Here is a 14,156-nt window from a genome sequence, read left to right as displayed (position 1 = left end):
CCAGGCAAGTCCCATTAAGGGAAACGAGGGAATTGACCGAAGTCCGGATTGCGTTTTTCCTTGAACGCATCGCGTCCTTCTTTCGCTTCATCCGTTGTGTAATAAAGGAGTGTTGCATCTCCAGCCAGCTGTTGAAGACCTGCAAGCCCATCCGTGTCGGCATTGAATGATGCCTTCAGGAAGCGAAGGGCCGTCGGGCTCTTTTCGAGCATTTCAGAAGCCCATTGCACGGTTTCCTCTTCCAATTTCTCATAAGGTACTACTGTGTTCACAAGGCCCATATCCAATGCTTCCTGAGCGTTGTATTGACGGCATAGGAACCAAATTTCCTTCGCTTTCTTGTGTCCGATGATGCGGGCAAGATACCCGGCACCGTAGCCTGCATCGAAGCTTCCCACTTTCGGTCCTGTTTGACCGAAGATGGCATTGTCCGCTGCAATCGTGATATCACAGACCACGTGAAGAACGTGTCCGCCTCCGATGGCATAACCGGCAACCATCGCGATGACTGGTTTCGGGATCACTCGGATCAAACGCTGAAGGTCAAGGACATTCAAACGAGGGATTTCATCCTCGCCTACATATCCACCATGTCCGCGTACGCGCTGATCTCCGCCTGAACAGAATGCTTTTTCACCTGCACCCGTAAGAACAATCACGCCTACTTTGGAATCGTCACGAGCATAAGCAAATGCATCGATCAATTCAGTTACTGTTTTCGGACGGAAGGCATTGCGCACTTCCGGACGATTGATGGTGATCTTCGCGATCCCATTATACGTTTCGTACAAAATATCTTCGTAGTTTCGTTCTGAAACCCAATCAAAAGCCATTTGTATTTCCTCCTTTATGTAGTAAATCCTCTATCATTGTACCAAACTTTTGCGGTTCTTCCACATGAATTGCATGCCCGTACCCCGAAAATGATGTGATGGTGAATCGGGGATTGCGTTCTTTCATTCGCTTGGCGATGCCGACGAACTTCTCATCGAGCTCCCCTACCAGAAGATCGACGGGGATTTCCATGGCGGACAAGTGATCCCACCAGCTTGGCTGTGCCCCCGTCCCCATCCCTCTCAGACTGTTGGCAAGACCGATGGGACGTTGTCCGAGTCGGCCCTGGCGGATTTCTGCCTGAACGGTGGCCGGCAGGCGTTTTTGCGTTTCGAACAACGGAATCTCTTCCCAAAAGTTCACGAACTCTTCCATTCCGTGCTCGAGGATCCGCTCAGCCAGGGCTTCATCCTTCACCCGTCTGGCGTCCCGCTCCTCTTCAGTCAACAACCCGGGCGACGCACTCTCGAGGATGAGATGCGATACGAGGTGTGGGCGGGTGATGGCAAGTTGAAGGGCCACCCTCCCTCCCATGGAATAACCGACAAAGGTTGCCTCTCCGATCCCGCACCGGGCAAGTATGGCCTCGACGTCCTCCACTGCATGCGCCATCTGATACCTCTCAGCATCTTCAGGAGCATCCGTCCTGCCATGCCCGATAAGGTCGATCGATATACAGGTGAAGCGGTGTGTCAGGCGATCTACGACTTCGTTCCACGAGGATGTATCCCCTGTGAATCCATGGAGGAAGACAACGGGAGGGCCTTCCCCTTTAATATTTACAAAGTAGTCGATCTCATTCACCTTCATGAAGGTTGCCCGCCCTGTATTTCCCGGGAAACAAATTCCCACATTTTACGATGATTCTCTACATTTTTCTGGCGGTCCGCCAACACTTCAATGATCTTCAGACCCTTCATCCCCTCTGCCTGCCGAAGCGCCTGAAGGAAGTCGGATTCTGTCTTCACAAGGGAGTAATCCGCTCCATACATGGCGGCGGCATGGGAGAACTCAAGATCCATAGGTGTACCGAAGAGCTCTTCGAAATAAGCACCTTCCTTTGCCTGAGGCAAGTAGGAGAAGATGCCACCGCCGTTATTGTTCATGACGATCACAGTCAAATCCAATCCATACTTTCTTCCAGCGAGCAATCCGTTCATATCATGGAAGAATGCAAGATCTCCGATGAGCAGATAGGTAGAAGGTGACTGCGTGCTCATGCCAAGGGCCGTCGAGACGACACCGTCGATCCCATTGGCACCCCTGTTGGCGTGGATGGAGATGGAACGATCATTCGAAAAGAAGAAGGTATCCACATCCCGGATCGGCATGCTGTTGCTGACAAAAACGGATGATTGTTCCGGAATGGTTTCCAGGAGGCACTTGACGGCCTTCCCTTCATCCCATTCCCCGATCACATCTTGCATCAGGTTCTTCGTTCTTTCATTGAGACTGATCCACTTCTCCATCCAGTCCCGTGTCCCTGATTCCCTTGCAAAACGATGACAGAAGTGACGTTCATGGGCATACACATAGTGGGTGCCCCTGCCCGTAGGATCCTGCCACTCTTCTCCACGTGTAATGACGAATTGCGGCACTTCCTCCAGCCCTTTCAAGAATAGCATGAGGGGCTTGGACACGGCCATGGCACCGAAACGGATGATCAGGTCAGGTTTCAAGTCCTCCCCGACCGCCCCGGCTTTCAGGAACGTGTCATACGCATCGATGATACCGTCTGTCCCATGTTTTCCGCTCCTCATATTCGATAGCGGGTCGGCAAGGATCGGGAATCCCTTTGCTCTTCCAAAGTCGGCGACCGCCTGAATGCCGTCCGGACTCATACCCGGTCCGCAAATGATGATGCCTCGGCTCCGTTCACTCAAGATCTTCTCCAGCTCATCCGCCTGGTCAGGAGCGAGCGTCCGCTCACCCTGATAGACGCGTTTTGCCGTACCTTCTTGAAAAAGATCCTCCCGCAGGTCGGGAATGAGCGGCTCCCTGAGCGGGAAGTTGAAATGCACCGGTCCGTTCGGTTCCCCGATGGACATACCGAGTCCCCTGACTGCCGCTGAGCGGGCATACCGCAAAATCTCTTGCCCTGACTCAGGGAGGGCCATATCGACTGCCCACTTGACATGCTTTCCATACAGGTCCAGCTGGTCGATCGCCTGAGGCGCTCCGACCTCCCTCAGCTCATGAGGACGGTCTGCCGTCAGGACAAGGAGCGGTACCTTGGCATACCGCGCTTCAATGACGGCCGGATAATAATTCGCCGCTGCGGTTCCAGACGTACAGACAAGGATGACCGGCTTCCGCTTTGCCTTGGCGATGCCGAGGGCAAAGAATGCGGCGGAGCGCTCGTCCACGTTCACATACGTATTGATGCGCGGATGATGGGTGAGCAATAACGCCAAAGGAGTAGAACGGGAGCCGGGGCTGATGACGGCTTCGTCTACTCCGTTACTGGACAATTCGTCTATGAATGCTGCCAGATAATCGGTCAAGTGCTGCTGATGTTCACTCATATCAGATTCCCTCCTAATGCCCGTTGCATCGGACGGAATTTCATTTGTGTTTCCTTAAATTCGCTGTCTGGATCAGAATGGGCGACGATCCCGCAGCCTGCATAAATGAATGCATGATCGCCCTTCAGGAGTCCTGATCGCAGAGCGACGGCGTATTCACCGTTCCCGTATGCATCCATCCATCCGATTGGACCCGCATAGAGACCCCTGTCCATCTGCTCTTCTTCACGTATTACCTGCATGGCTTCTTTACGAGGTACACCTCCAAGGGCCGGAGTCGGGTGCAGCTTCTCCACTAGCGTCAGGATCGACAGACCGGATGGTGCCGTTCCCTTGACCGGGGTGTACAGATGTTGGATATCCTTCAGCTTCATGAGCTGAGGCTCATCTGGAATGGATAGCCGTTCACAGTCGGAGGACAGTGCCTGACGGATCGTATCGACCACGAGCTGGTGCTCATACCGGTTTTTATCGTCCTCCAGGAGTTCCCTTCCAAGACGCTCGTCTTCTTCAAGGTCGCTCCCCCTTGCAATCGATCCTGCCAGACAGGTGGAGAGGATTTCTTCTCCGTCCTTTTTCACAAGACGCTCCGGAGTGGCTCCGATAAAACAGCTTCCTTCCTGCTCAAAACTGAAGATGAAGCTGTCGGGTTGCTGCTTCCAAAGATTATCAAGCACATAGTCGGACGTGACCTCGTCGCTGAACGACACCTTGGTTTTCCTTGCAAGGACGACCTTTTCCATCTCACCATTCTTCAAGCTGTCGACCACATTGCGGACGGACTGCTTCCATTCATGCGCACGGATATCCTCTGCTGACATGTCCCCTGGATCCATCTGGCTCGCCGGCTCAGACGCCATCGTCAGCAGCAGGTCTTTTTCCTTGAGGCAATGCTGCAGGGATGGGCCGCTTCCATCCGGGCGGCACACGATATTGACCGTCAGATAGTTAGCTTCTCCTGCCTTGGTAATCATATATCTTGGGATGCGGAGTGTCCCTTCATCGAATCCCGTCCATTCTGCAGAAGCAGGATTGGCGGAATCGAAACGGAAGCCTCCGAATGCGAGGGGGCCAGTTCCCGGCCACTCTTCCCTCGATACGACGACCGCGTCGGATATGAAGCGCTTCCACTCTTTCTCGATGGCAAAAAAGCGCTCTCCTTCTTTCAATGATGACGAGATATCATATGAAGAGCCTGCCCCTATGAGGGAGATCGTCTGATCGCGATCCTTCCATAAAAAGCGCTCTCCTTTAAAAACCCTGCCGCCGGCATGATAGAAGGAAAGTGGATCCATAGCCCCTGTCTCTTCCACCATACTGAACAGCACGGGATGATTGATTTGTTGAGCCTTCAATAAGGCTGCATCGTATGCTTGATCTATATTGGTCTTCTGGATTGTAACCAATTGAATTCCTCCAGACAATCACTTACAGTTTTCAAATCCATTACAAGATACACCTGAGTATAGGGTGTGTCAACGAAGTCATGGATATGAATCATTATTTATCCCTATTATATAATAAACCCTTTTTCCCCTTTTGAGAAACCAAAAGCGTTATAAAACCTGATGATGGGTGGAGAAAAGGCCTATTCCCCGCACACTACATGAAGGATTCATGTTTTAACAGACCGTGTTTCGGTTAAAGTATGAGTACGATGATGAACAAATCGAACTTTATGAAGGACGTGACATATATGCTTTCGACAAAGGAAAAGAAACAGCTCAAGGATGAATTGATGGATCAGAAGAATCACATCCAGGGTCAGTTGGATGACAGGGAAGAAAATCCCGCAAACACGGGTGATAACGAAAATGGAGGGGAGCTTTCCCTCTATGATAACCACCCTGCGGATATGGGCTCTGAACTATATGAGCGGGAAAAGGATTTTGCACTGGATGAACACTCGAAATCAGAACTGAATAAAATCAACAATGCCCTGAAAGCGATGGATGAAGGCTCTTACGGAACATGCAAAGAATGCGGTGAAGAAATTCCATTCGAACGCCTTGAAGCCATACCGACGACGCTTTACTGCAAAGACCATGCAAGCGCACAGTCGGTCGTCGATGACCGACCTGCAGAAGAAGATATTCTTCAGCCACCTGTAAATGGGGAATTCCGCCATGAAACCGGACAGCTGGTGCGTGATACAGAGGATAGCTTCCAGGAGGTCGGCCGATTCGGTACGTCGGAAACCCCATCGGACTTCCAAGGCGATCACGATGATTATTCCGATCTTTATGAAGACGATGACGAGACGGAAGGGTTCACAGAAGATATGGAATCCTTCGTCGGGACCGATATGGTCGGGAAGAACACGAAGGCCTATCCATCCAAGTCACATGAAGAGTATGAGGATATGCTCGATGAGAATGACATGGAGTCGACCATCGGGGACATCCCGTATAAAGAACGCGACAGCTACGTATCAGATAAAAAGAAATCATAAGGCCCCACAACAAAACGCCCGGAATGCCATTGGCATCCGGGCGTTTATTATTCAGCGGGATCATCGTACGCCGACCCCGCCGATCTTCCAGATCTCACGTGCATATTCGGCGATGGTCCGGTCACTCGAGAAGTATCCTGAGCGTGCAATATTGATCAGGCTCATCCGGAGCCACGACGCCTGGTCACGGTAGGCAGATGCTACTTTTTCATGTGCCTTGGCATATGAATCGAAGTCCCGGAGTACAAAGAATTCATCATTCTCAGCAAGCAGCGAATCATAGATCGTTTCAAAATGATCCCCCGCATCGGGAAGGCTGCCATCGACGAGCTGATCGAGGATTTTCTTGATGCGCTCATCATGGTGGTAATACTCCATGGAGTAGTAACTTCCATCCTGCTGCTGTTTCATCACCTCTTCAGCCCTGAGACCGAAGATGAAGATATTCTTTTCCCCGACCTGCTCCAGGATTTCAATATTGGCTCCATCCAATGTGCCGAGCGTCACGGCGCCATTCATCATGAATTTCATATTCCCTGTCCCCGAGGCTTCTTTACTCGCTGTGGAAATCTGCTGGGAGACATCCGCTGCCGGGATGATTTCCTCTGCCAGGGATACACGGTAATTTTCAAGGAATACGACCTTGATCCTTCCTTTCACAGCCGGGTGATCGTTCACAAGATCTGCGACCGAGTGGATCAATTTGATGATCTTCTTCGCATAATAGTACCCCGGTGAAGCCTTGGCTCCGAATATAAAGGTCCGAGGCGGAATATCCGCAGCGGGGTTTTCCTGACATCTGTTGAAAAGATGGAGGATGTGGAGGATATTGAGAAGCTGCCTCTTATACGCATGAAGCCTCTTCACTTGAATATCAAAAATCGAATCAGGGTCCACCACAATTCCATTGGTCTCGAGGATGCGATCCGCCAGTCTCTTTTTGTTCAGCTGCTTCGCCTTATGAAGGTCATCCAGGAATGTCCGGTCTGCTGTAAAGGACTCAAGCTCGCTAAGCCTTGAAGGATCCTTGATCCAGGCGTCTCCTATCGCTGATTGGATGAGCGACGCCAGGGGCGGGTTGCTATTGAGCAGCCAGCGACGATGGGTGATCCCATTCGTCTTGCTGTTGAACTTCCCGGGAAAATACTGATAGAACAGGTTCATCTCCCGTTCTTTCAAGATATCGGTATGAATCTTCGCGACCCCGTTCACACTGTGGCTTCCTGCTATGGCGAGGTGGGCCATTTTCACTTCCCCGTGGGCAATGATGGCCATCCCTTCGATTCTGCCCCACTCTCCCGGGTAGGCATCCCACAGGTCACGGCAAAACCGCTCATTGATTTCATCGACAATCATATAGATCCTCGGCAAAAGAGGCTGAAAAATCCTCACTGGCCACCGTTCCAATGCTTCAGAAAGGGTCGTATGGTTCGTATAGGCGAACGTCTTCGTCGTCACACCCCAAGCTGAATCCCAGTCCAAGGCGTACTCATCGATCAGGACTCTCATCATTTCAGGTATGGCGAGTACCGGGTGGGTATCATTGATGTGGATGGCCACATGCTCATGAAGATTCATAAGGTCTCCGTGCCTGGAGAGATAGGACTCGAGTATCGTCCGGATGCTTGCAGACACAAGAAAATACTGCTGCTTCAACCTGAGGACCTTTCCTTCATCCTGGGTATCATCTGGATAAAGGAATTCGGTGATGGCTTCCGTATCCCGCTTATACTTCATCATGTCCCTTCCGGCTTTATAGGCATAAGGCTCTGCATTCCATAAGCGCAGCGTATTCACCGTTGTCGTCCCGTAGCCCACGACGGGGAGATCATATGGGACAGCTGCAACGATTTCGGCATCTACATGCCTGAATGAGGGTACCCCGTCCTTCTCGGTTGATTCAATCCGGCCCCAGAACGGAATCTGCATCATAAGATCCGGTTTCCGTACTTCCCACACATATCCATGACGAAGCCACTGTTCGGGGAGCTCCATCTGATAACCGTTCACGATTTTTTGTTCAAACAGCCCGTGCTTGTAGCGTATGCCGTAGCCGTGACCCGGAAGATCCATCGAGGCCATGGAATCAAGGAAGCATGCGGCCAGTCGTCCAAGTCCCCCGTTCCCGAGGGCGGCATCCTGCTCTACATCCTCCATGTCCTTCAAATCGATCCCCAAGTCTCCAAGCCCCTCTTCCACAAGCTCGTAGATCCCGAGATTCATCAGATTCTGCCTCAACAGGCGGCCGAGTAAAAATTCAATGGACAGGTAATACACCTGTTTTTGTTTCTGATACCGGTACTGCTCGTTTGTCTGGATCCAGTTCATACTGATGTACTCACGGATCAGCTGCCCGAGCGTATCATAACGATCTTGAAGAGTGGTGTCGGGGAATGCCTTACCTGATGTCATCTCCAACTTCTTCAGATAAGCTTCCTTAAATTCCTCCTGGCTAGAAAACATGACTTTCACTCCTCGAGGTGAGATCTGAATACAATTGATTGTATTTGAATGCCGATTGGGCCCAGCTGTTATCCGTTTCCATCGCATTCTTCACAATCCTTGCCCACACATCATCCTGTCCATAGAGGCGGATGGCGCGGCGGTACGTATACAACATATCGTGGGCGTTGAAATTCGCGAACGAGAAGCCGTTCCCGCTCCCCGATTCTTCATCATACGAATGCACCGTATCATTCAATCCCCCCGTCTCCCGGACGAGTGGCAGCGCACCATATCTCATGGCGATCATTTGGCCAAGGCCGCACGGCTCGAACCTTGAAGGCATGAGGAATAAATCGGAGCCCCGGTAAATTTGTTTGGCCAACCCTTCATCGAATCCGATCTGCACCCTGACCTTATCCGGATGCCCAGCGGCTGCTTCCCTGAAGAACTGCTCATACTCCCAGTCGCCCGAACCAAGGACGACGAACTGGACATCCTCTTCGAGCATTTCGTGAAGCACGGCCCTGATGAGATCGAGTCCTTTCTGGGCAGTCAGCCTTGAAATGATGGAGATGACCGGTACATCACGTTTTTCCAGGCCCAACTGCTCCTGCAGCTCCTCTTTACTGGCTTTTTTGCCTTGAAGATTGCCACTGAAAAATGGATGATCACCCTCCCCGGGATCGTATTCCCCGTCATCGATCCCATTGACGATCCCGACCAGCTCCCGCTCCCTGAGCTTCAGGACTCCATCGAGACGTTCCCCGTAGTAAGGCTGGAGGATTTCGTCTTTATATGTAGGACTGACAGTCGTGATGATATCGGCAGAGATGAGGGCTCCCTTCATAAAATTCATGCATCCATGGAATTCCAGGTAATCAGGATGGGCATACCGCTGGGGAATTCCCAACAGATCCGTCATCACACTGAAAGGGTAGATTCCCTGGAACTGCAGATTATGGATGGTGAAGACCGTGCGGATGAAGGCATATCCACTGCGATCCTGATATTCGGTCCTCAGCAGGAACGGAATCATCGCGGTATGCCAGTCATGGCAATGGATGACGTCCGGATAGAATTCCAGTTCGCCGATGGCTTCCAATACGGCCCGGGTAAAGTAGGAATACCGTTCCCCTTCATCGTCGAATCCATATAATCGGTCCCGGTCAAAGTAGTATTCATTGTCGACGAAATAGTAGGTGACGCCATTTTCCTTGTATTCCTCTATCCCGCAGTACTGCTGTCTCCACCCCACGGCAACAGTGAACTCCTTGACTTTCCTCATTCGCTCCTTAAAATGAGCGGAGATCCCCCCATATTTAGGGAGGATCACCCTCACGTCGGTTCCAAGTTTACGAAGCTCTTTCGGGAGGGCGCCGGCAACATCTGCAAGCCCTCCCGATTTGATGAATGGTACGCACTCAGAGACTGCAAATAGTACCTTCACGAGTTCATCAGCGCTCCCTGGACCATGCCTTTACGGACGACGATGGGTTGTTCCGGGTCCCCGATGAGTCTAACACCATCTTCGATCTTCACATCTTTATCAAGGATGACATTCTCCAATACACAATCACGGCCGATCTGGCTCTTTTGCATGATGATGGAGTTCTTGATCGTCGTCCCTTCTCCTACCTTGACCGCCCTGAAGATCATGGAATGATCCACATGGCCTTTTATGAAACAGCCATTGGCGATGATGCTGTGCTTTACGCCTGCTTCGCTTGTATAGCGTGTTGGCGGCTCATCTTTCACCTTTGTGTAGATGGGCTGGTCTTTCTTGAACAGCTCCCTCCACTGATCAAGTTCCAGGAGATTCATGCTTGTTTCAAAATATTTGTCGATGGAGTCGATTCTCTCGACAAAGCCTTGATGTTCGTATCCACAGACCTTCAGTCCGCTCTCCATATCTTCCACCACGTCATTCATGCACGTATACCCTGTCTGATGGCGGGTTTTGATCAGATCGACAAGAAGGGTTTTTTTGATCAGATACATATGAAGGGACGATCCCCCATGCCGGATTTCCGTGATATCACATCCGATCTGGACGTGGCGGTCAAGGACCGGACGATAGGATATATTGCACACCGTATAGCAGTTGGTGATGAGGGCATATTCCTGTGTGCTGCGGGTGAAATAATCGATGTGATGGGCAAAATGATTGAACGATCCGATCGTTTCATCGTTCCTTTCAAGTCCCGGAACCGGAAAGAAGAACAAACCGTCCCTCTTTCTGTTCAGGTCCCAGTTTTTCCCCGATCCGAGATGATCCATGAGGGAACGGTACTGGTATTTAGGGAAGATGGCGACGGATCCGATATCTGAATTCACCATATTCGAAAGGACGAAATCGACCAGGCGATAGCGGCCGGCGATCGGAAGGGCCGCAAGCGAACGGTGCAATAGCAAGTCTTCGAGTGAATCGTAATAACTGGTCGCATCAATGACGCCTAACAGGGTGTTTTTCATATGAACTCCTCCTCTAAGTAGATGATCAAACTTCTTCCTGTTCGAGTAATGCCGATAGAACCGATTCCGTTACCAGTATGATTTCATCCGACTCTTCCTCAGGCATGATGACGATGCCACTCGGCACCACCACATCAGGAGGCACGATCGCCTGCTCGATATACGCATTCTCGCCGATTTCTGCCCCCGGCATGACGACGGAACGGGTGACATGGGCTCCACGCTTCACGGAAGCTCCCTGGAACAGCACGGATTTTTCAACGGTCCCTTCGATCGTGCATCCTTCATTGATCAACGATCCTTCCACATGGGCATCTTCCGAGATATATTGAGGCGGTTCATTGGGATTGACCGAATATACCCTCCAGTCCAGGTCGAAAAGATTCAGTTCATTTTTTTCATCGATGAGATCCATATTGGCCTCCCACAGGCTCCGGACCGTGCCGACATCCTTCCAGTAGCCTTCGAACGGATAGGCCATCAGCTTTTTCTTTTCATCAAGGAGAAGGGGAATGACGTCCTTTCCGAAATCATGTGTGGAGCGTGGATTCCGGTCATCCATCTCCAGGTATTCTTTCAGGAGTGACCAGTTGAAGATATAGATGCCCATGGAAGCCAGATTACTCTTGGGGAACTGCGGTTTTTCCTCAAACTCGGTCACCCTCATGGCTTCATCGGTATTCATCAATCCGAACCTGCTCGCCTCATCCCATCCGACTTCAATGACCGAAATCGTGACATCCGCTTTCTTTTCGATATGATAATCGAGCATCTTGCTGTAATCCATCTTGTAAATATGATCTCCTGAAAGAATCAGCACATATTCAGGATCATATTGCTCGATGTAGTTCACGTTCTGGAAGATGGCACTGGCAGTCCCTGTATACCAGCGCATCTCGGAGGATTCTGCATAAGGAGGGAGTACCGTGACCCCCCCGTTCCGACGGTCGAGATCCCACGCGCTGCCAATCCCGATATACGAATTCAGCACCAGCGGTTGATATTGAGTCAAAACCCCCACTGTATCAATGCCGGAATTCGTACAATTACTCAATGTGAAGTCGATGATACGGTACTTGCCCCCAAAGGGTACCGCCGGTTTCGCCAAGCTCTTCGTCAATGAATTCAACCTGCTCCCTTTGCCTCCTGCCAACAACATTGCCACACATTTCCCATTACCCATGCTAGCATCTCCCCTCATATGATTGGTTTTAAATAAACAGCTCCATAAGGCGGTATGGTCATTTCGATCGATCCCTCTTTCCCGTGATACGACCCTTTCGTGACAGGAAGGAGATGGGGATTGATTTGATGTGAGCCTCCAAAGCGTTCTTCATCGCTGTTCAAGATCTCTTGATATGCTTTCACAAGGGGTACGCCCACCTTATAGTGGTGGTAGGCATCCTTGCTGAAATTACAGATGATGATCAGATGCTCTCCCTCTGAATGCCTGATGAAGGAGAAGATCTGCTGATCGGCATTATTGACATCGATCCATTCAAAACCGTCACTCCGATGGTCCCACTGGTGAAGCGGTGTTGCACCTCTATATAAATGCAATACTTCTTTGAAATATGAGTTGAATTTGTGATGAAAATCGTAACTCATCAAATGCCAGTCCAGTTGTTCCAGGTCCTTCCATTCGGCAAACGGAGCCAGTTCACTTCCCATGAACAGAAGCTTTTTACCCGGATGACCTGTCATGAACGCAAGGAGCAGCCGGTACTGGGCAAACTTTTGCCAATGATCCCCCGGCATCTTATCCAGCAATGACTTCTTCCCATGGACCACCTCATCATGTGAGAAAGGGAGGATATAGTTTTCAGAGAAAGCATAGAGGATGGAGAACGTGATGAGGGAATGAAGCCCTCTTCTCTCTTCCGGTGTCGCTTCCATGTAAGTGAGCACATCATTCATCCATCCCATGTTCCACTTATAGCTGAAGCCAAGTCCCCCGTAATGAACCGGTGAGGTGACCTGCGGCCAATCGGTGGAATCCTCCGCCATCATCAAGAAGGAAGGGTCAAACTCAAAAACAGATGTATTCAATCGTTTCAGGAACTCCAGTGCCCCTTCATTCGCGGCCGATTCCCCCTGATTCGCCCAATAAATGATATTCGCCACGGCATCGACCCTGAAGCCGTCGATATGGTACTTCTCCATCCAGAAACGGGCATTTGATAGGAGGAAGCTCCTTACTTCGCCTTTCCCCAGATCAAAGTTGACCGTCCCCCATGTATGATTCTCCCGGTCACTATCCCGTGCGTATTCATAGGCAAAGGACCCATCGAATTGATACAGTCCATGCGCATCTTTGCAAAAATGACCGGGCACCCAATCCAGGATGACGCCGATTTGATGAGCATGGCATTCATTCACAAACGCCATGAAATCATGGGGTGAACCATATCTGCTTGTAGGGGCATAATAGCCTGTCCCCTGATAGCCCCACGAACGGTCAAATGGGTGCTCGGTCACCGGCATGATTTCAATATGGGTGAAGCCATGCTCCTTTACATATGGAATCAGTTGATCTGCAAGCTCTGAATAGGTAAGAAAAGAGCCATCCGTTTTCTTTTTCCACGTTCCAAGGTGCACTTCATATATGAACATCGGCTGATCAAAGCGATTTAGCTTTTCTTTTTTCCTCATCCAATCACGGTCGCTCCACTTGAACCCTTCAAGGTCGTACACTACGCTCGCAGTACGCGGCCTGACTTCAGAGGAGAATCCATATGGATCAGCTTTCATCCTTCGTTCCCCTGAAGAAGTCACAATCTCGTATTTATAGGTTGAGCCGGTCAAATCGCCATCAATCCGGATCACCCATACACCTTCCTTATTGATCCTCTCAAGTTCATATCCCCTGCCGTCCCAATTGTTGAACGAACCAACCACTGAAACCGCTTTTGCCTCCGGGGCCCAAACACAAAAATCAGTTGAAATGCCCGCTTTCACATGACACCCCATAAAACGATAGGCATGCTGCATATTCCCTTCATGGAACAAAAAAACGTCATAATCTGTTAGGGACAACGTGTCCATTTCTTCACCTACCATCATCAATCTCCTTACTTATTTCTTTCATCATATAAGAATTCCTTCATTTCATCATCTCCCATTTGCGACAATATTTGTTAGCACCCCTCGGAAAACACCAAAAAAAGGATGAAAACCTCGAATGACAAGGCTTTCATCCCATATATATCCTTATATTTGTCGCTATTTGTCGAAATATTTTAAAAACTTTTAGTGCACCACTACCTGAAACCGTGTCAGATAAAGAGAATCCTTCCAGATGATACAAAAAAAGATGTGTCGAAGGACCCTTCGACACATCTTTTTTATTTTATGACCCGTACGGGATTCGAACCCGTGTTACCGCCGTGAAAGGGCGGTGTCTTAACCGCTTGACCAACGGGCCGCTT

The 14,156-nt window shown here is 50.3% G+C and carries 10 protein-coding genes and 1 tRNA gene; 1 reads left to right on the top strand and 10 read right to left on the bottom strand.

The annotated features are described in order from the left end of the window. Nucleotides 1-14: 14 nt before the first annotated feature. From menB to ACNA6I_RS00090, 4 genes are read right to left on the bottom strand one after another with little or no spacing between them, the layout of a single operon-like run. Nucleotides 15-833: a 1,4-dihydroxy-2-naphthoyl-CoA synthase gene (gene menB / locus ACNA6I_RS00105; protein ID WP_048007357.1), complete on the bottom strand. Its 819-nt coding sequence runs from the start codon at nt 831-833 to the stop codon at nt 15-17. Next, nucleotides 823-1,644: a 2-succinyl-6-hydroxy-2,4-cyclohexadiene-1-carboxylate synthase gene (menH, locus tag ACNA6I_RS00100; RefSeq protein WP_048014525.1), complete on the bottom strand. Its 822-nt coding sequence runs from the start codon at nt 1,642-1,644 to the stop codon at nt 823-825. The genes menB and menH overlap by 11 nt, the downstream gene beginning before the upstream one ends. Next, on the bottom strand, nt 1,641-3,359 hold the full coding sequence (menD, locus tag ACNA6I_RS00095) for a 2-succinyl-5-enolpyruvyl-6-hydroxy-3-cyclohexene-1-carboxylic-acid synthase (protein WP_416312751.1): 1,719 nt from the start codon (nt 3,357-3,359) through the stop codon (nt 1,641-1,643). The genes menH and menD overlap by 4 nt, the downstream gene beginning before the upstream one ends. Beyond that, nucleotides 3,356-4,765, bottom strand: coding sequence for an isochorismate synthase (locus ACNA6I_RS00090; protein ID WP_416312750.1), 1,410 nt, complete (start codon nt 4,763-4,765; stop codon nt 3,356-3,358). The genes menD and ACNA6I_RS00090 overlap by 4 nt, the downstream gene beginning before the upstream one ends. A gap of 242 nt (nt 4,766-5,007) precedes the next feature. On the opposite strand from ACNA6I_RS00090, the gene ACNA6I_RS00085 reads away from it, so the two are divergent. Further along, a complete protein-coding gene (locus ACNA6I_RS00085) occupies nt 5,008-5,811 on the top strand; it encodes a TraR/DksA C4-type zinc finger protein (RefSeq protein ID WP_416312749.1) in 804 nt (267 codons plus the stop codon). Between the two features lie 60 nt (nt 5,812-5,871). On the opposite strand, the gene ACNA6I_RS00080 is transcribed toward ACNA6I_RS00085, so the two are convergent. From ACNA6I_RS00080 to ACNA6I_RS00055, 6 genes are all read right to left on the bottom strand, one after another. Further along, a complete protein-coding gene (locus ACNA6I_RS00080) occupies nt 5,872-8,274 on the bottom strand; it encodes a glycogen/starch/alpha-glucan phosphorylase (RefSeq protein ID WP_063190393.1) in 2,403 nt (800 codons plus the stop codon). Continuing rightward, the gene (gene glgA / locus ACNA6I_RS00075; protein WP_048007352.1) at nt 8,264-9,703 is read right to left on the bottom strand and encodes a glycogen synthase GlgA; all 1,440 of its coding nucleotides are present in this window, start codon (nt 9,701-9,703) and stop codon (nt 8,264-8,266) included. Before glgA ends, ACNA6I_RS00080 begins: the two co-directional genes overlap by 11 nt. After that, nucleotides 9,700-10,728: a sugar phosphate nucleotidyltransferase gene (locus ACNA6I_RS00070; RefSeq protein WP_048007351.1), complete on the bottom strand. Its 1,029-nt coding sequence runs from the start codon at nt 10,726-10,728 to the stop codon at nt 9,700-9,702. The genes glgA and ACNA6I_RS00070 overlap by 4 nt, the downstream gene beginning before the upstream one ends. Before the next feature lie 25 nt (nt 10,729-10,753). Continuing rightward, nucleotides 10,754-11,911 carry a glucose-1-phosphate adenylyltransferase gene (locus ACNA6I_RS00065; RefSeq protein WP_048007350.1) on the bottom strand — a complete coding sequence of 386 codons (1,158 nt, stop codon included), beginning with the start codon at nt 11,909-11,911 and terminating at the stop codon, nt 10,754-10,756. A 14-nt stretch (nt 11,912-11,925) separates the two neighbouring features. Beyond that, nucleotides 11,926-13,773: a 1,4-alpha-glucan branching enzyme gene (gene glgB / locus ACNA6I_RS00060; RefSeq protein ID WP_416312748.1), complete on the bottom strand. Its 1,848-nt coding sequence runs from the start codon at nt 13,771-13,773 to the stop codon at nt 11,926-11,928. Nucleotides 13,774-14,080: 307 nt separating this feature from the next. After that, a tRNA-Glu gene (locus tag ACNA6I_RS00055) sits at nt 14,081-14,152 on the bottom strand. Nucleotides 14,153-14,156: the final 4 nt, after the last annotated feature.

Source organism: Rossellomorea sp. FS2 (assembly GCF_047915635.1).
Classification (GTDB): domain Bacteria; phylum Bacillota; class Bacilli; order Bacillales; family Bacillaceae_B; genus Rossellomorea; species Rossellomorea marisflavi_A.
This window is presented reverse-complemented; position numbering and strand designations above follow the sequence as displayed.